18 protein-coding genes are annotated in these 19,127 nt (G+C 40.9%); 5 read left to right on the top strand and 13 right to left on the bottom strand.

Features of this window, described 5'->3' with window-relative positions; all coding sequences use genetic code 11:
- Positions 1-268 precede the first annotated feature (268 nt).
- The 3 genes from ptsH to crr all read left to right on the top strand — a co-directional run bounded on the left by ptsH (position 269) and on the right by crr (position 2,952).
- Positions 269-526, top strand: coding sequence for a phosphocarrier protein Hpr (ptsH, locus tag PR725_RS04220; RefSeq protein ID WP_004264876.1), 258 nt, complete (start codon positions 269-271; stop codon positions 524-526).
- A 140-nt stretch (positions 527-666) separates the two neighbouring features.
- A complete protein-coding gene (gene ptsI / locus PR725_RS04215) occupies positions 667-2,394 on the top strand; it encodes a phosphoenolpyruvate-protein phosphotransferase PtsI (RefSeq protein WP_004912596.1) in 1,728 nt (575 codons plus the stop codon).
- Between the two features lie 48 nt (positions 2,395-2,442).
- A complete protein-coding gene (crr, locus tag PR725_RS04210; protein ID WP_004912598.1) occupies positions 2,443-2,952 on the top strand; it encodes a PTS glucose transporter subunit IIA in 510 nt (169 codons plus the stop codon).
- A 95-nt stretch (positions 2,953-3,047) separates the two neighbouring features.
- Here the strand turns inward: crr and cysM are convergent, their stop codons facing one another.
- The 8 genes from cysM to PR725_RS04170 form a co-directional block, all read right to left on the bottom strand.
- Positions 3,048-3,932: a cysteine synthase CysM gene (gene cysM, locus PR725_RS04205; RefSeq protein ID WP_109911489.1), complete on the bottom strand. Its 885-nt coding sequence runs from the start codon at positions 3,930-3,932 to the stop codon at positions 3,048-3,050.
- 372 nt (positions 3,933-4,304) lie between these two features.
- A complete protein-coding gene (gene cysA, locus PR725_RS04200) occupies positions 4,305-5,393 on the bottom strand; it encodes a sulfate/thiosulfate ABC transporter ATP-binding protein CysA (protein ID WP_211889455.1) in 1,089 nt (362 codons plus the stop codon).
- A gap of 2 nt (positions 5,394-5,395) precedes the next feature.
- A complete protein-coding gene (gene cysW / locus PR725_RS04195; protein WP_004912604.1) occupies positions 5,396-6,256 on the bottom strand; it encodes a sulfate/thiosulfate ABC transporter permease CysW in 861 nt (286 codons plus the stop codon).
- On the bottom strand, positions 6,256-7,086 hold the full coding sequence (gene cysT / locus PR725_RS04190) for a sulfate/thiosulfate ABC transporter permease CysT (RefSeq protein ID WP_004912608.1): 831 nt from the start codon (positions 7,084-7,086) through the stop codon (positions 6,256-6,258). The genes cysW and cysT overlap by 1 nt, the downstream gene beginning before the upstream one ends.
- Entirely contained in the window at positions 7,086-8,108 is a 1,023-nt protein-coding gene (locus tag PR725_RS04185) for a sulfate ABC transporter substrate-binding protein (protein WP_272567720.1), read from the bottom strand. The genes cysT and PR725_RS04185 overlap by 1 nt, the downstream gene beginning before the upstream one ends.
- A gap of 429 nt (positions 8,109-8,537) precedes the next feature.
- A complete protein-coding gene (locus PR725_RS04180; protein ID WP_109911485.1) occupies positions 8,538-9,437 on the bottom strand; it encodes a Dyp-type peroxidase in 900 nt (299 codons plus the stop codon).
- A 243-nt stretch (positions 9,438-9,680) separates the two neighbouring features.
- Positions 9,681-10,286: an RpoE-regulated lipoprotein gene (locus PR725_RS04175; protein ID WP_117162423.1), complete on the bottom strand. Its 606-nt coding sequence runs from the start codon at positions 10,284-10,286 to the stop codon at positions 9,681-9,683.
- A 91-nt stretch (positions 10,287-10,377) separates the two neighbouring features.
- Positions 10,378-10,809 carry a GNAT family acetyltransferase gene (locus PR725_RS04170; protein WP_109911483.1) on the bottom strand — a complete coding sequence of 144 codons (432 nt, stop codon included), beginning with the start codon at positions 10,807-10,809 and terminating at the stop codon, positions 10,378-10,380.
- Between the two features lie 136 nt (positions 10,810-10,945).
- Between PR725_RS04170 and hemF the strand changes: the two genes are divergently transcribed.
- Complete coding sequence (hemF, locus tag PR725_RS04165; RefSeq protein ID WP_004912622.1) at positions 10,946-11,863, top strand: oxygen-dependent coproporphyrinogen oxidase; 918 nt, start codon at positions 10,946-10,948, stop codon at positions 11,861-11,863.
- Between the two features lie 158 nt (positions 11,864-12,021).
- Complete coding sequence (locus tag PR725_RS04160; protein WP_181937047.1) at positions 12,022-13,161, top strand: M4 family metallopeptidase; 1,140 nt, start codon at positions 12,022-12,024, stop codon at positions 13,159-13,161.
- Between the two features lie 115 nt (positions 13,162-13,276).
- Here PR725_RS04160 and rluF read toward each other — a convergent pair whose 3' ends face one another.
- The 5 genes from rluF to hisS all read right to left on the bottom strand — a co-directional run bounded on the left by rluF (position 13,277) and on the right by hisS (position 19,040).
- Positions 13,277-14,146 carry a 23S rRNA pseudouridine(2604) synthase RluF gene (gene rluF, locus PR725_RS04155; RefSeq protein ID WP_109911482.1) on the bottom strand — a complete coding sequence of 290 codons (870 nt, stop codon included), beginning with the start codon at positions 14,144-14,146 and terminating at the stop codon, positions 13,277-13,279.
- Between the two features lie 181 nt (positions 14,147-14,327).
- On the bottom strand, positions 14,328-15,806 hold the full coding sequence (gene der, locus PR725_RS04150; RefSeq protein WP_004912629.1) for a ribosome biogenesis GTPase Der: 1,479 nt from the start codon (positions 15,804-15,806) through the stop codon (positions 14,328-14,330).
- A 129-nt stretch (positions 15,807-15,935) separates the two neighbouring features.
- The gene (gene bamB, locus PR725_RS04145; RefSeq protein WP_004912633.1) at positions 15,936-17,108 is read right to left on the bottom strand and encodes an outer membrane protein assembly factor BamB; all 1,173 of its coding nucleotides are present in this window, start codon (positions 17,106-17,108) and stop codon (positions 15,936-15,938) included.
- A gap of 20 nt (positions 17,109-17,128) precedes the next feature.
- Positions 17,129-17,752 (bottom strand): YfgM family protein, encoded by a 624-nt coding sequence (locus tag PR725_RS04140; RefSeq protein WP_004912636.1) that lies wholly within the window; start codon positions 17,750-17,752, stop codon positions 17,129-17,131.
- Between the two features lie 10 nt (positions 17,753-17,762).
- Positions 17,763-19,040 carry a histidine--tRNA ligase gene (gene hisS, locus PR725_RS04135; RefSeq protein WP_109911481.1) on the bottom strand — a complete coding sequence of 426 codons (1,278 nt, stop codon included), beginning with the start codon at positions 19,038-19,040 and terminating at the stop codon, positions 17,763-17,765.
- Positions 19,041-19,127 lie beyond the last annotated feature (87 nt).

Here is a 19,127-nt window from a genome sequence, read left to right as displayed (position 1 = left end):
ATGATTTCTAATTCGGGGTTTAGTATTAAACATAGTAATTATTTTGCACCTCGAAATTAATCACTTTTTAGCCAACCTCTAGGCCAAGTAAAATAATTTGCCAACGAGAAAAAGTCACGAGTTCGCAAGAAAAGCAGAAAAAGGGTTGATACCGCACAAAGTAGGAAACCTTTTTTCAAGTTAATAATCTAACTTATACGCAAACCTAGTCTATTTCATCTACAATTGGCTGGGTAATTAAAAAAACGAAAGTTATTGAGGAAATACTATGTTTCAGCAAGAAGTTACTATTACGGCACCAAATGGTCTACATACTCGTCCTGCAGCTCAATTCGTAAAAGAAGCAAAAGCATTCTCTTCCGATATTTCTTTAATCTCTGGTGGTAAATCCGCTAGTGCGAAAAGTTTGTTTAAATTACAAACCTTAGGCCTAACACAAGGCACAGTAGTGACAATTTCAGCTGAAGGCGAAGATGAAAAAGAAGCCGTTGAGCATTTAGTTAAACTGATGGGCGAATTAGAATAATTTCGCACGAATATAGCGTTTACTGATTTCATTCAATGTCCCTGAGTGATCTCATTCGGGGACATTTGTATAATCAGCTATATTTATTGTCGTCTCTGCAACATCAGAACTCCCAGCACTAGCAGCAGTAAGGTAATATTATGATTTCAGGAATTTTAGTATCCCCGGGTTTTGCTTTTGGTCAGGCTTTAATCCTCAAAGAAGATCCTATCGTTGTTAGCACAAAGAAAATCGCTGACGATCAGGTTGATAAAGAAATCGCTCGTTTTATTGAGGGTCGTAACAAATCAGCCGAACAACTCAATTTGATTAAAGAGAAAGCCGAAAAAAATCTTGGAGCCGAAAAAGCTGAGATTTTTGAAGGTCATATCATGCTGCTGGAAGATGAAGAGCTGGAACAAGAAATTGTCTCTTTAATCAAAGGTGATAAAAAAACTGCTGATGCAGCTGCATATTCCGTTATTGAAGACCAAGCCCAAGCACTTGAATCTCTTGACGATGAATACCTTAAAGAGCGTGCCGCTGACGTACGCGATATTGGTAAACGTTTATTAAAAAACATCTTAAATATTCCTATCGTTGATTTAAGTGCAATCAGCGAAGAAGTTATTTTAGTCGCTGCGGATTTAACCCCTTCAGAAACCGCCCAGCTGAATTTAGATAAAGTATTAGGGTTTATTACTGATTTAGGTGGCCGTACATCGCATACCTCAATTATGGCGCGTTCCCTTGAGTTACCTGCCATTGTCGGTACGAGCGATGCCACCAGTAAAATTAAAAATGGCGATTTCATTGTGTTAGATGGTGTCAACAACACTATCCACTTGAACCCATCTGAAACCGAAATTGACAAACTGAAAGCCTTCCGTGATGAATATCTTCAAGAAAAAGAAGAGCTCGCAAAATTAAAAGATTTGCCAGCTATCACCCTTGATGGTCATCAAGTTGAAGTTTGTGCCAACATTGGTACCGTGCGTGATGTTGCCGGAGCAGAACGCAATGGCGCAGAAGGCGTTGGCCTCTATCGTACTGAATTTTTATTCATGGATAGAGACTCTCTTCCTACTGAAGAAGAACAATTCCAGGCATATAAAGCAGTTGCAGAAGCGATGGGCAGCCAAGCCGTTATTGTCCGCACTATGGATATCGGCGGTGATAAAGACCTGCCATACATGAATTTACCGAAAGAAGAGAACCCATTCCTCGGCTGGCGTGCAATTCGTATTTGTCTTGATCGCAAAGAAATCTTACACTCACAATTAAGAGCTATTTTAAGAGCCTCTAAATTTGGTAAACTGCGTATTATGTTCCCAATGGTCATTTCCGTTGAAGAAGTTCGTGAACTAAAAGCAGAGCTAGAAATGCTAAAAGCTCAGTTACGTGAAGAAGGTAAGGCTTTTGACGAGTCAATTGAAGTCGGTGTGATGGTTGAAACGCCAGCAGCTGCTGTTATTGCTCGCCATTTGGCAAAAGAAGTTGATTTCTTTAGTATTGGGACGAACGATCTCACTCAATACACTTTAGCGGTCGACCGTGGTAATGAACTGATTTCTCATCTTTACAACCCGATGTCACCTGCTGTCCTAAACTTAATTAAGCAAGTGATCGATGCATCACACGCTGAAGGTAAATGGACTGGGATGTGTGGGGAGTTAGCTGGAGATGAGCGTGCAACCTTATTGCTACTTGGCATGGGGCTGGATGAATTTAGTATGAGCGCAATTTCAATTCCACGTATCAAAAAGCTAATTCGCAATGCGAGCTTTACTGATACTCAAGCTTTGGCTGAACAAGCACTTGCTCAACCAACAGCGGATGAATTGATGAAACTTGTAGATACCTTTATCCAAGAAAAAACGTTATGCTAAGAACAGCACATTAGTTCGGTCCCATATAAAACGATTAGGAGAAGGTCCATGGGTCTGTTTGACAAACTGAAATCACTCGTTTCGGAAGACAAAAGTAGCAGTGGCAGTATTGAGATTATCGCGCCTTTATCGGGTGAAATAGTCAATATTGAAGATGTTCCAGACGTTGTGTTCGCAGAAAAAATTGTAGGTGACGGTATTGCGATTAAACCCGCAGGTAACAAAATCGTTGCCCCTGTAGACGGTACAATTGGTAAAATCTTTGAAACTAACCATGCGTTTTCTATTGAATCAGATGATGGCATAGAACTATTTGTTCACTTCGGTATTGATACTGTTGAGCTTAAAGGTGAGGGTTTTAAACGCATCGCCGAAGAAGGTCAAGCAGTGAAAAAAGGTGATTTAATCATTGAGTTTGATTTAGCACTATTAGAAGAGAAAGCAAAATCGGTTCTAACTCCGGTTGTCATTTCTAATATGGACGAAATCAAAGAGCTAAACAAACTGACGGGCTCAGTGACAGTGGGTGAAACTGTCGTCATGCGTATTAAGAAATAACTCAACTACCCATATTTAGTTTAAACCATCAGGCTTGCCTGATGGTTTTTCATTGATGGGGTACTTTATTGCACGCCAGTGGCAATTAAATTATCTCACTCATTAAATACACCTGTTGATAAATATCGGTCTCCTCGGTCGCAAATGACTGCCACAATCACCGCTCCTGGGTTAGCTTGAGCCACTTTTAAAGCACCGGCAACCGCTCCACCTGAGCTCACACCACAAAAGATACCTTCAACCTTCGCTAAGGCTCTCATGGTTTCTTCGGCTTCTTGCTGGTTGATGTCCAGTACGCTATCAACTAATGAGCTATCGAAGATGCCGGGCAAGTAACCCGGTGACCAGCGCCTAATACCCGGAATTTGGCTTTTTTCAGCAGGTTGTAAGCCAACAATGTGCACGTCCGCTGACTGGGATTTTAAATAGCGGCTAACCCCTGTAATGGTCCCCGTGGTTCCCATACTCGACACAAAATGGGTAATTGCGCCGTGAGTTTGCTGCCAAATTTCAGGACCCGTTGTTTTAAAATGGGCTAATGGGTTATCAGGGTTATTAAATTGGTCTAAAACTTTCCCCTCTCCTCGCTGCTCCATTTCTTTAGCAAGATCCCGTGCACCTTCCATACCGACAACCGTACTTACTAAGATAAGTTCTGCACCATAAGCTTGCATAGAGGCTTGTCGCTCTTTACTCATGTTATCTGGCATGAGTAATTTTAATTTGTAGCCTTTTACTGCGGCTATCATCGCGAGGGCGATACCGGTATTACCGCTAGTCGCTTCAATTAGCGTATCGCCTGGCTTAATTTCACCCCGTAATTGCGCTTCATTAATCATTGAAAATGCCGCACGATCTTTCACTGAACCCGCGGGGTTATTGCCTTCAAGTTTTACCCAAATTTCAGCTTCAATCCCTTGTGTTAAACGCTGAAGTTTTACTAATGGGGTATTACCGATAAACTGTTCCAGAGCCGACACTTTACCATCCTTATAATTTTTATATATAAATAAGAAAGAATAGAGATAAGATATTACCCCAATATTGAAATGTGAAAATTGAAATCTCTTCACATTAATATTAGAAAAATAGATTATCTTAATTACCATTTCTGATATAGCTAATTGATATATTATATTACAATAAGTTTATAGAATTGCCAGTTATATTTCCCATAAAAATACAATAATTAATTATTTGATATCAAATGGTTATGCAAAAATTAAACATAGAGAGATTAGACTTAATATTTTTAATATAAAGTCTAATCATCGGAAATATACCTAGAAAGTAATAGAGAAGGTAACACCAATAATATATTTATTAGTGTTATAAATTATTGAATTTTATATTCATGCACTTTCAGCGAGTTGTGGAAAAATTAACGCCTGATCACCTTGATAAATCTTTGCCTGCTGGCTACCTAAAAAATAACGTTCACCTCGAGTGGGTATTGTTTTCTCAGACTGCCAAATCACTGACAACGGCTCTTTCCCCCAACCTAACGGTTGAACGGTTAATTGCCAAAAATGCCCTCTTGGCCCCGATTCCGTGACCCTTACAGGTAAACGGTGCTGCTCATCCACTTCAGCTTGTAATGAGATATCCCAAGGACGTAAAAATACGTCGACTTCTCCTTGTTGAACACCAGTGTGGTTCAGTGGAAAGTCATAGCCACCGATATTTAATGTTGAACCTTTGATATGGGCAGAGATTTGGTTGACTTCCCCCATAAATTCAAGGACAAATCGTGTTTCTGGGCGCTGCCATATATCACTCGGTGTGCCAACTTGCTCGATATGACCTTGGCTCATCACCACCACTCTGTCTGCAACTTCCATGGCTTCTTCTTGGTCATGAGTCACAAAAACACTGGTAAATTTTAATTCATCATGTAATTGACGTAACCAACGGCGTAATTCAATACGTACTTGTGCGTCGAGCGCGCCAAAAGGTTCATCCAATAATAAAATTTGTGGATCAACGGCTAAAGCTCTTGCTAATGCCACTCGCTGTTTTTGCCCCCCTGAAAGTTGTGCAGGGTAACGTGAAGCTAAATGACCGAGTTGAACCATTTCTAGCAATTTTGTTACTTTATCTTTAATAGCCTGAGCGGATGGGCGCTGTTTTCTTGGTAAGACAGTTAAACCAAAGGCTACATTATCAAACACTGTCATGTGGCGAAATAGTGCATAGTGTTGAAATACAAAGCCAACATGCCTATCTTTAGCATGGATTTTACTGACATCGTGACCATGAAAACGTAATAGCCCCTGACTTTGTTGCTCAAGCCCTGCAATAATCCGCAATAAGGTTGTTTTTCCTGAACCGGAAGGCCCTAATAGGGCAACCATTTCACCCGATGCAATATCCAGTGAAATATCGTTAAGTACTTGGGTTTTACCAAATAATTTACCGATTTTTTCAATTTCAATACTCATGATTAATGGACTCCTGATTCAGATTGCTGGCGACTCAAATGCCACTGCAATGCACTTTTAAGAATTAAGGTGATAATTGCCATTAGTGCGAGGATCCCTGCGGCCGTAAATGCGCCCACCGTATTATAATCCTGATGCAACAATTCAACTTGCAATGGTAAGGTGTATGTTTCACCGCGAATAGCCCCTGAAACCACCGAAACCGCACCAAATTCACCGATCGCGCGAGCGTTAGTTAGAACAACCCCATACAACAATGCCCAGCGGATATTAGGTAATGTCACACGCCAAAACATCTTCCATCCTGAGGCCCCAAGTAAAACCGCCGCTTCATCTTCTTGGCTACCCTGACTTAACATTAGCGGGACTAACTCACGTACCACAAATGGGCAAGTGACAAAAATAGTCACCAATGCCATACCGGGCCATGAAAACATCAGTTGGATGTCAAAACCTTCAAGCCATCCACCAAACCAACTGTTTGAGCCATAAAAAAGTAAGTACAGCAAACCTGCAACAACAGGTGAAACCGCAAACGGAATATCAACTAGGGTTAGTAATAATTGGCGACCAGGAAACTGAAATCGCGTCACTAACCACGCCATCATGGTACCAAAGACTAAATTTACCGGAACCGTAATTAAAGCAATTAATACTGTTAAACCAATGGCATGTAGCATATCAGGGTCTGCCAAATTCAGTAAAACAGCATCTAACCCTTTTTGAAAAGCTGTAATAAATATCCAAACAATTGGAATAACTAATAGTAAAAGTGAAAACAATAAACCTATCGCTATTAATAGCCATTTCCCCCAGTTTATTTGGGTACGACTAGCAGTATGAATGGGGGTAATTTGCGCCATTACTTGCCTCCTAACCGTTTACCGAAGCGACTTTGTACTAAATTGACACTAAATAACAGTAACAATGAAACCGCTAAAATAACTGAGGCGACAGCACTGGCGGCCGGATAATCAAATTGTTGTAATTGACTAAAAATCATTAATGAAACAACCTCGGTTTGCCACGCAATATTACCCGCAATAAATATAATGGCGCCAAACTCGCCTAAACTACGTGTAAAGGATAAAACCGTTCCGGCTAATAAGGCTGGTGAAAGCTCCGGTAATACCACTCGACGAAAGGTTTGCCAACGGCTTGCACCTAGAGTCTGAGCAGCTTCTTCGTACTCAGGGCCGAGCTCTTCCAACACTGGTTGAACCGTACGCACAACAAACGGAATACTGGTGAATGCCATTGCAACCGCAATTCCCAGCCAAGTATTAACAACTTTAATATCAAACTGGTGCAGATATTGCCCATACCACCCTGAGGTTGCAAATAAGGTTGCTAATGTTAGCCCCGCCACAGCGGTAGGTAATGCAAAGGGTAAATCCACTAAACCATCTAAAAACAAACGCCCAGGAAAGCGATAACGCGTTAAAATCCAAGCTAATAGCATGCCAAATACCGCATTAAACAGACTTGCGACTAACGCTGACAGTAACGTCACTTTATACGCAGCAACCACTTGCGGGTAACTTATGACGGCCCAGTATTGCTGCCATGTCATTTCTGATAATTGAATCACCAATGCACTCATGGGTAATAGCAAAATCAAACACGTATAGAACAGACTGCTACCTAGCGTTAGCCCAAAACCCGGCAAAAAGCGCTTTCCTGAACGATTCATTAACGGCGCCCTTCTGCCATTAATTTGTCAAATTCCCCACCAGTGACGAAATGAACATCCATCACTTTTGGCCAGCTCTCAAATTGAGATTCAACCGTAAACAGCTGAGTTTCAGGAAATTTATCCTTATTCGCATTCATTACCGCTTTATCATTCACCCGATAATTATACTGAGTGATGATTTCTTGCGCCTGTGGGCTATAGAGATAATTTAAGTAAGCTTTAGCGACGTCTTCAGTCCCATTTTTTTGTACATTTTTGTTGACCCAAGCGACAGGGAATTCTGCTAAAATATCCACTGGTGGCACAATAACTTCATAGTCTGATTCACCATACTGAGAGCGAATATTATTCACTTCAGATTCAAAGCTAATCAGGACGTCACCAAGCTCTCGCTCAATAAATGACGTTGTTGCACCACGCCCTCCGGTATCAAATACCTCGACATTTTTCAAAAACTGTTTCATTTGCTCACGGGTTTTCGCTTTATCACCTTTATTTTCTTGATTAAAAGCCCCCCATGCAGCAAGGTAGGTATAACGGCCATTTCCGGAAGTTTTTGGATTTGGAAAGATTAATTTGACATCTTCGCGGACCAAATCATCCCACGTTTTAATTCCTTTCGGGTTTCCTTTACGAACTAAAAACGCCATTGTTGAATAATACGGTGAACTATTATTTGGCAAGCGAGCTTGCCAGTCTGCTGGGATCAAATTGCCTTTATCATGCAAAATTTGCACATCGGTGACTTGGTTGTAGGTCACCACATCTGCTTTTAACCCTTGTAAAATCGCTAAGGCTTGCTTTGATGAGCCTGCGTGTGATTGTTTAATCGTTAGTTTGTCGTCAGGGTGAGCCTCATTCCACTGTTTTTCAAATGATGGGTTCAACGCCACAAATAGTTCACGTGCAATATCATAAGAACTGTTAAGCAGTTCAGCTGCAATTAGTGGCGAGCTGCCGAGTAATGAGACTGTTGCCAAACTTGCGAGTGCCGTTTTTTTCAAAAATGATTTTTTCATTCCACACCTGTTCGTAACTAAACCCAAATGGCTGACATTGGAACCACTGTATATGTTTTGGTTATAACTGTGTAGCTATCAATCACCTTTTTATATATCAAATTAGAATAACAAAGAAATGAACGTCATAAGCAGGAAAATTAACTGATTTTTTAATTAGTTAGTGATATGAATATTACTCAATGGAGGAGCATTCTATAAGTTAAATCATTACTAGGTAGTAAGTAGGCATTAATGATAACGGGCTAATAATAATAGAATAAATACAAATCATTATGTTTAAATTGCTAAGTATAAACAGTTACTCTAAATAATTTGTGTTACAGCTAGGCGGCAAGGAAGATTAGCCCTAGGAGCATACATAGAGTATGTGACTAAGGCAATCTAGCCTACCTAACAGCACTGTAACGCAAAGTATGACGAGTAAACTTATAAAGACAGCAATGACTCTATTGATGGAGCATAGTAATAACTGCCCGATACCGCTTTCGTCATTCGCAACAAATCATCGTATTTGCCGTCTTTTTCACCAAACATACTTAATAATTGCTGTTCGATATTGTGTAATCTTGCACAATAAGCCACAAAGAATAAGCCGTGCTTACCGCTTGCTGTTCCATATGGCAAGCTGTGACGCATAACTTCAAGCTCTTCACCTTCTTCTTCAATAACCACACGGGAAACATGAGAGGTAACATTACGGGCATCTTCGTCCAGCTCAATACTGTCTTTTTTCGTCCGACCAATCATTTTTTCTTGTTCATGTTCCGAAAAACGATCCCATTTTCTTAAATCGTGTTCATAGCGTTGGACTAAAACATAGCTTCCGCCTTTATCTTCACCGTCTTCGATTAATGTGACCTCCGCAATTTCTTCCCCTTGCGGATTTTCGGTTCCATCAATAAAACCACTTAAATCTCTATCATCTACCCAACGGAAGCCATGGATTTCTTCAACCACAGAGATAGATTTACCAAATGCTTTTAAAGCCGCCTGTGCTAATGAAAAGTTAATATCGTGGCGCAGTGATTGAATATGAATAAACATATCCCGTTGAGTGGCAGGAGCGAGTCCTTTACCTAGCGTGCGAAATGGTTTCAATTCAGGGGCACTATTTGTCTTACCGAGCTGTTTCCAGATGTCAGAGCCAAACGCGATAACCGCGCCGAGGCGGTCATCTGGGTATTGGGCTTGTAATTTAGTTAAAGCCTCGACAAAGCTTTTACATCCAGACTTAATTTCATCCAGAGATCCCTCTTGCACTTGCGCTTCAATAAAAATACCAAAACGGCTATGTTCTTTCAAAATACCACTTTGAGAATGAGACATACGGTAAACCTCGTAAAATGAATATGTTATATAACCTATTTCTTATATAAAACGATATTAATATCCTATCTTATCGCCATGATGTTCACCTTGTTTTAACGCAAGGGAATATAGGTTTCAGGTCTATTATAAGAAAGAAAATTTAAGAAAGGGGAAATTTCTTTGAAAACAACGAAAAAGAAGTATTAGTGGGAAGATATCGCCAGTCTGAATAGGCCCGGCGATATCATTAATGAAATAAAACTATTTATGCCAAATAATTTGCGAGATTTGCCATGTTTTTAGGTCATCATCTGGAGGCATTAAATCTTCTGGCCCTTGCCATTTACCAGTAAAACGGTAAACCACTTTACTTGATTGTGGTGAATTACATTCAATAGTCGGAACGTCATTGACTCGTTCACCTAAGCCGCAAATACCGAAGGCTTTTTGGTAAATTTCGCTAAATTCAGTACCAATTTCAGGCCCCCATTCGGTGACGATATTTGGATCACTCACCGTAATACGTGAGACATAACCGTGCTCAGGGCCCACTATTTCTAATTTTACTTCATTGTCATCCATACCTTGGAAAACTGTGACCACATCCCCACTTTCCATTTGCATACCGCTGCGTAGTGTATAACGGTCATTAAGCTGTTTCTTAATGATATCCGCTTGCATTGGTGTAAAACTGGTCACTTGGCCAAGCCCTGAGCTAGAAACTACCAACGGGCCACTAAACCAAGTCGATGGCGAAAAAACCTTCACACCCGCACACCCTGATAACAAGGCTGCTCCACAGAGTAGAGAAACCTTCAACAACGGCGATAATCCATTATTACTGTTCAACTTTGCATGTTGGGACATATCATCCTCTTTTATGAGTCGCATAATGCATATTGTGACAATCTATTTACTAAAACATTCCCATAGAAAGTTAAATAAATAGTCAATTAACTTAAAAATCCGTTTCGTGCGTTAATTTTTTCGAATAAATCAAACGTTCAGGTTGTTCTTCTTCATACAACATTTTTTCAAACATACAAATAGCCGCATCAGACTCTTCACTCACTAATAACTCTATTCTTCCGCAGCCTCTGGCTATCAGTTTTTTTTCTAGTCGACTCACTAATGCATTAGCAATACCACGACCGCGATATTCAGGGTGAACAGCAAGATAAACAGCTGTGCCACGAATGCCATCGTAGCCCCCCATAATAGTACCGACAATTTCACCGGCAACTTCAGCCACTAAAAATAAGTCGGCCCCACACTGTAATTTGCGTTCAATATCGAGTTCAGGATCACCTGAAAATTCATTGAGAGCACAACGCTCCCATAAGGTCAGGACGTCTTCATAATCACTTTGCCGAAAGACTCGTATTTCCATCTCATTTGCCTACTTAAGCTAATCTTTCTGCCATTATCTCTGCTTTTGCAACACAATCAATATTCAATATGCCTTTCTTCGAGTAAAAGGGTATACTTTAACCATTATTTTTTTGCTATGGTTCTATTATAAAACAATGAATTACCCAGATATTGATCGCGTAAAAGCCTATTTGCAGAACTTGCAAGAGACTATTTGCCAAAAAATTACTGAGCTAGATGGTAAGCAAACTTTTCTAGAACAAACATGGGAACGAACTGAAGGTGGTGGCGGTCGTAGCCGAGTACTAACGAAAGGCGCATTATTTGAACAAGCTGGGGTTAACTTCTCACATATTAAAGGAGAAAAGTTGCCAGCATCAGCCTCTGCACATCGGCCCGAGCTTGCTGGCCGTAGCTACCAAGCAATGGGCGTCTCTCTTGTTATTCACCCTCTGAATCCTTACATTCCAACTACCCATGCTAATGTTCGTTTCTTTATCGCTGAAAAAGAAGGTTGTGAGCCCGTTTGGTGGTTTGGTGGCGGTTTTGATTTAACCCCTTTCTATGGTTTTCATGAAGATGTTATCCACTGGCATACCGTTGCTCGTGATCTATGTCGCCCTTATGGGACTGATGTATATCCTAAATATAAAAATTGGTGCGATGAATACTTTTTCCTGAAACATAGAAATGAACCTCGAGGTGTTGGTGGGCTATTTTATGATGACCTTAACCAAGGTGGTTTTGAGTCTTGTTTTAGCTTCACTCAAGCGGTGGGTAATGGTTTTTTAGATGCCTATGTCCCGATTGTTGAAAAACGCCGAGCTCATTCATGGGGTGAAAGAGAACGTCAATTCCAATTATATCGTCGTGGTCGCTACGTAGAATTTAATTTAGTATGGGATAGAGGTACATTATTTGGCTTACAAAGCGGAGGCCGCACAGAGTCAATTTTAATGTCAATGCCACCGCTTGTTCGCTGGGAATACGACTATCATCCAGAACCTAATAGCCCAGAAGCTGCCCTCTATACTGAATTTTTAGTCTTAAATAAAGAGTGGGTTTCGCCATAATTGATAACACTGGTTTATAAATTAAGGTAGAAAAATAACCGTTCTACCTTTCTAACATAAAATAATAATTATTGATTATAAATCTTAAATATCAAGTAGTTACAAATCAATCACGACAGATTATGATTCCATTTCACCCAACTGAATGGAGTTGTAATATGAATCAAATTTTAGGCCGTTCATTATTATCACCTTGTTTATTAGCAAGTTTAGTCACTAAATCAGGCCACACAGACTTAAAATCAACGCTCACGCATATCAATGATATTATGAGCCGAACCTATTCACATGAAGATGCATTACTCCACCGCAATAATCTTTCAGCATGCCCTATAGATATGATAGGAAAGCGCTATAATCGCTTTATTCGCGATGCTCAACGCCCTGTCCCACATAAAAAACACTGGCATTCCGACCTGCCAATTTGTGAACGTTCAGGACTTTCACCTGATAGCCATATGCCACATGATGACTACGCGGTGATTATGCGCGAAGAAGATACTCATGCGCCATCAGAACCAGCGGGGCAAGTATTTAATTCAATTGGCATTATCCGTACCTTTTTTAAGGAAAAATTAAATATTGACCAAATTTTTGGCTGTTCTGCTGATATTAATGCGGTTATCCATTATGGAACAAACTACGCTAATGCATTTTGGAATTCTCAAGCTATTTTCTTTGGTGACGGGGATGGAATCGTTTTTGGCCCATTCTATAATGACATCGATATAATCGCTCACGAGCTGGCTCACGGCTTTATTAGTTCAAAAGCTGATTTTAGATATACTTACCAATCTGGTGCGCTCAATGAGTCTGTCGCAGATGTACTTGGGATTATGGTGAAACAATATTTAAATAATGAAACAGCCGATACTTCTAATTGGCTACTAGGCGAAAATTTATTTATTGACCAAATAAATGCGCCGGCACTACGTTCTATGATAAACCCAGGGGATGCTTATTATCTTTCTGACGATGTTAGAGACCCGCAAGTTGGTCATATGTCTCAATATCAGGATTTACCTATTTTTATTGACAATGGCGGCGTACATATTAATTCAGGTATCCCAAATAGAGCCTTTTACCTATTAGCTAAGAGTCTTGGAGGTTATACATGGGACATCGCCGGTAAAATTTGGCTTGAAGCCGTGTCTGACAATAATGTGACAAAGAGAGCCAACTTCATCGAATTTGCTAATGCAACGATCCGTGCTGCTAAGAAATTATTTGATGATAATATCGCGCAAAAAACACAGCAAAGCTGGTTAGATGTTGGACTAGTTTTAAAACTGCAATAATTTATATAAACAGTTTTAAACTAATTTAAGATTAATTTTTCTGTAAAACATAAAGGCCGATAATAAAGAGCTCAAAACAACTCTTTTATTCAGCCTTATTAATCAAACCTGCACGTTAACGTTTTTTCTTTTTTCTACCTGGTTGTGTAAACTTTTTGCGTGTCGGGTTTTCTGGTTTTACTTTGGGTTTACTTGGCGAAGTCTGCTTTGTATTACTTTTGTTAGCAGAAGCTGACTTCTGTGGCTTCTTTACTTTTACGTCTGATTCAGATTTTTCCATCATATCAAATAATTCAATCAGTTCATCATCAGTTAAATCACGCCACTCCCCGACAGGAATGCCTGTTAACTTAACATTCATGATGCGAACACGTTCAAGCTTGGTGACCTCAAAGCCAAAATGCTCACACATACGACGAATTTGACGGTTTAGTCCTTGTACAAGTGTAATTCTAAAAACAAAAGGAGCCTCTTTCTTAACCTTACATTTTTTCGTCATTGTTCCAAGAATGGGTACTCCAGCCCCCATTCCACGAATAAAGTCATCCGTTACGGGTTTATTGACCGTGACTAAATACTCTTTTTCATGAGAATTGCCTGCCCGTAAAATTTTATTCACCAAATCCCCATGGTTGGTGAGAAAAATTAACCCTTGAGAGTCTTTATCTAAGCGGCCAATCGGGAAAATTCGGGTACTATGATTAACATAATCAACAATATTATCTTTTTCACCACTCTCTGTCGTACTAACAATACCGACAGGCTTATTGAGTGCGATTAATACTAAATCTTCTTCATTACGCGGCTCTATTAATTGCCCATTAACTTTTACCACGTCACCAGCAAAAACTTGGTCGCCAATTCCTGCACGCTTACCATTAATAAATACATTACCTTGTTCAATATAACGGTCAGCTTCACGCCTTGAGCAAATACCACTTTCACTAATATATTTGTTTAAACGTGTAGAAGAACGAGTGTCCATAATTTTCCTCAATCTTTGATTCTTACCCTTACGTTCATCATGATATATGCTAGTAACGTAAGGGCGATATTCATTCTTAAAGTATTATCCAGATAATATTAAAAAGCCGTAACATAATGACTTTGTTACGGCTTTTATGCGTTCAATAGGGCTAATTAAGCTTTCATCAGCGCCTTATTGACTAGCGTTTTTTCAAATGCTGCATTAAACGCTTACGCTTACGCAACTGGGTTGGCGTTAACTTATTTTTCTTATCTGCATAAGGGTTTTCTCCCTCTTTAAACAGAATTCGAATTGGCGTTCCCATCACTTGCAATGAACGGCGGAAGTAATTCATCAAATAACGCTTATAGCTATCTGGTAAATCAGAAACTTGGTTACCGTGGATCACCACAATTGGTGGATTGTGTCCCCCAGCATGGGCATACTTCATTTTAACACGACGACCACGAATAAGCGGTGGTTGGTGCTCATCTTCTGCCATCTTCATGATACGAGTTAATAATGCAGTACCTACTCGACGAGTTGCAGACTCATAAGCTTCTTGCACTGATTCAAATAAATTACCCACTCCACTACCATGCAGTGCAGAAATAAAGTGAATACGCGCGAAATCAACAAAACCAAGACGCAGTTCAAGCATGTCTTTTACGTGCTCGCGGTCTTCTGGCTTCATACCATCCCATTTATTGACTGCAATCACCAATGAGCGCCCCGCATTGAGGATAAAGCCAAGTAAAGATAAATCTTGGTCTGAAATACCTTCGCGTGCATCGATAACTAAGAGTACGACGTTCGCGTCTTCAATCGCTTGCAATGTTTTGATAACAGAGAATTTTTCCACTGTTTCTGTAACTTTTCCACGCTTACGCACACCGGCGGTATCGATTAAAATATACTCACGCTCATCGCGTTCCATTGGGATGTAAATGCTGTCACGTGTGGTTCCTGGCATATCAAACACCACAACACGTTCTTCACCTAAAATACGGTTGGTTAATGTCGATTTACCGACATTCGGACGGCCAACGATGGCTAATTTAATCGGTAATGTTGTTGGGTCAAAGTCATCTTCTTCGTCTTCATCAAGCTCACCTTGAGCTTCTAACTCAGCCCAATATGCCGCATTTTCTTCTTCCTCGGTCAACTCAACTTCTTCCTCGTCTTCTTCCACAAAAGGTTTCAACGACTGTTCAATTAACTGAGTAACACCGCGACCATGTGATGCCGCGATCGGATGAATTTCGCCTAGGCCAAGCGAGTAAAAATCTCCGATTGCCGTAGTTACATCAATTCCATCGGTTTTGTTCGCGACTAAATAGGTTTTTTTCTTGCGACTACGAAGGTGTTTGGCAATGCCTTCATCAGCGGGCATTAACCCGGCTCTTGCATCAACCATAAACAGAACAATGTCTGCCTCTTCAATTGCTTGCAAGGACTGTGCGGCCATGTGCGTCTCTACGCCTTCCTCAGTCCCATCGATACCACCCGTGTCTATAATAATGAACTCATGCCCTTCAACTTCAGCACGACCATATTTACGATCACGAGTCAGACCGGGAAAGTCCGCTACTAATGCGTCACGGGTACGGGTTAAACGGTTAAATAACGTGGATTTTCCTACGTTTGGACGCCCTACCAGCGCTACGACGGGTATCATTTTTAGATGCCTCACAACTTTTATTAACTAAAGGAATTCTGAGGCTTTAACTCAGAAAACAAAAAACGAAACGGCTCCTATCTTCAGGAACCGTTGATTTTATCGATAAATTGGCGGTTTGTCAGAAAATTAACGTGTTAACAGGTAAACTGTTCCGTTTTTTGTCTGAACCATTAGCTTATCACTTGCAACCACTGGACGACTGTGAATACCGGAGCTGTTTAATTTGTTTTGTGCTACAAACCCGCCCGTACTCATATCTAACCAATGCAGATAACCTTCTTTATCACCGACCACAAGATAGCCATTATACATTTCTGGCGCAGATAGCCCGCGGTTTAGCAGTTCTTCCTGTGTCCACAGCGTTACACCATCGCTTTTACGAACAGATAACACGCGATCATTTTGGTCGACAAGATACAGGTTTTCACCTGACATCACCATGTCATTGATTGAGCCAAGCTCGCGTTTCCACAGAATTTGACCTGAACGCATATCCAGTGCGGCTAAAGTACCATTATAAGCAATCGCATACACTTTACCGTCATCAATAATTGGTGTCATATCGACATCATTTAAACGGCCGATTTCTGTCGAACTTGTCACTTGAGAAATACGTTGTTGCCAAATTAACTGACCTTGAGACAATAGCACCGCACTGACACGGCCGTTATCCCCACCGACAATCGCAGCACCAAAAGCAACCGCAGGAGCAGATTCACCACGTAATGACAACGATGGTGTATCCATGTTAACGGTCCACTTGATTTCACCACTATTGACATCTAAAGCTTGTAGTTGACCATTACTGGTGTGAATAATAACAAAGTCGTTACTCACAACAGGTTTAGAAAGGGCTTCGCCTGCAACTTCGACATCCCAAGCAACTTGGCCATCTTCTTTGTTCAGAGCAATAACGGTTCCGCGCTCAGTACCCACAAAAATTTTATCACCATCAACGGTTAAACCACCTGATAGCAATGCCGATAAGTTAGCAGAAAGAAAACCCGTGCGTTTAGATAAATCGACTGACCACAGTTCTTTGCCACTATCGAGTTCAAAGGCTTTAACTAAACCTTTGCGGTCTGCTGCATAAACGGCTGAACCATCCCAAACAGGTGATAATTCAGAATAAAATTGTTCAACACCATTTCCAACCGATTTATCCCAAACAATTGATGGGGTGAATTGATTTTCAACCTGTGGAAGTGGCGCCATGATAATAGAATCAGTTTCGCTGGAACAACCGGCAAGTAAAGCTGAAGCGACTAGGCCAACTAAAAGTGTTTTGCGCAACTGCATGTTTGTCGTTTCCTTTCTTCTTATGAATTAGATACGTTGTTCAACTTCAGAGTCAAAATACCTCTAATAGATTGAGAGCCTTCACTTTCTAACCCCTGAGCATAAGCGGCTTTTGCACCAGCTTTATCGCCCTTATGGAGTAAAGCATCGCCACGGACATCCTGTGCCGTTGCTTGCCATGATTTACTTTTAATATTTGCAACTGACGCTATCGCGCCATCAGCATTACCTTGGGCTAATTGCACTCGCGCTAAACGCAAGTTAATTAAATCTTGCATATCCACGGTTTTTGCCTTGGCTAGTGCATTGGTCAATGCAGTTTGTGCATTAGCTAAATCGCCTTTATCCACCGCGATTTGTGCAAGCTCTAAGCCCATCATCGCACTGTATACATCGTCGGTTTCAGCCGCGAATTTTTGCGCTGCAACAATGCCTTGCTCTGAGCCTGAACGTAATTGGCTATTTACTGCTTCAAACTTTTGAGCGCTTTCCTGCAGTACATTCGTTTTATGAGACTGCCAGTAGTTCCAACCAAATACACCACCAACACCAATTACGAGGCCAACAACTAATGCCACGCCATTATTCGCAAAAAAGCGTTTAATCGCATCGACTTGATCATTTTCGTTTGTATAGACTTCCACTTGTCTCTCCTTAACCTAATAACTCGGCGATGCGTGACGCCATAAGTTGCTGCGAAATAGTTTCTTGTACGCCTGTGCGTAAATCTTTCAATGTGACTTGGCTATTTTTAATTTCATCTTCCCCCAAGATCAGTGCAATTTTAGCGCCTTGTTTGTCCGCTCTTGCTAACTGTTTCTTGAAGTTACCACCACCGTGGTTAGTCATTAACCGTAGTGTTGGTAGTGCATCACGTACTTTTTCGGCTACTAATATCGCTGCTTGTTGGCTATCTTCGCCAAAAGAAGCAAGATAAACATCAGCAACTGAAGCATCCGCTGTAAATTCTGGGTTCACTTCTTGGACTAACAACACCATCCGTTCCATACCCATGGCAAAACCAACCGCAGGTGTTGCACGACCGCCTAATTGTTCAACTAAGCCGTCATATCGACCGCCCGCGCAAACTGTGCCTTGTGAGCCCAGTGCCGTTGTTACCCATTCAAAAACGGTGCGGTTGTAGTAGTCAAGACCACGAACTAAGCGTTGATTAACGCGGTATTTAACCCCTGCTGCTTCTAATAACTTACATAAGCCATCAAAGTGCTCACGTGATTCGACATCAAGGTAATCAAACAGTTCAGGTGCATCATTCAATAAAGCCTGAATTTCTTGATTTTTAGAATCCAAAACACGTAGAGGATTTGTATACATACGACGCTTACAATCTTCATCCAGCTTGTCTTTATGCTGTTCTAAGAAAGCAACTAAAGCCTCACGGTAATTGGCACGCGCTTCTAATGAGCCAATCGAGTTCAGCTCTAAAGTCACATGCTCACTAATGCCTAACGCTTTCCACCAGCGTGCCGTCATTAAGATGACTTCAGCATCGATATCAGGACCCGCAAGACCAAAAACTTCAGCCCCTAACTGGTGAAATTGACGATAACGGCCTTTTTGTGGGCGCTCATAACGGAACATAGGTCCTAAATACCACAAACGCTGTTCCTGATTGTACAGCAAACCATGCTCAATACCGGCACGGACACAACCTGCGGTATTTTCAGGGCGTAATGTCAGACTTTCATCGTTACGGTCATTGAAAGTGTACATTTCTTTTTCAACGACATCCGTCACTTCACCAATCGCTCTGCGAAATAGCGGGGTCTGCTCTACAATCGGGGTACGAATTTCACTAAAACCATAACCCTGTAAAATATTTTTCAATGTTGCTTCGATTTTCTGCCATACACGCGTGTCAGCTGGTAAGTAATCATTCATACCGCGAATGGCTTGGATATTTTTTCCCACTTTATTTCTCTATTTTCAGAATTACATAAGTTTGATTATAAGAGCGAAATATCATCTGGTTCAATCAACAAACACCAATTACTGATA

The organism is Providencia sp. PROV255 (assembly GCF_028478065.1).
Lineage (GTDB): Bacteria > Pseudomonadota > Gammaproteobacteria > Enterobacterales > Enterobacteriaceae > Providencia > Providencia rettgeri.
This window is presented reverse-complemented; position numbering and strand designations above follow the sequence as displayed.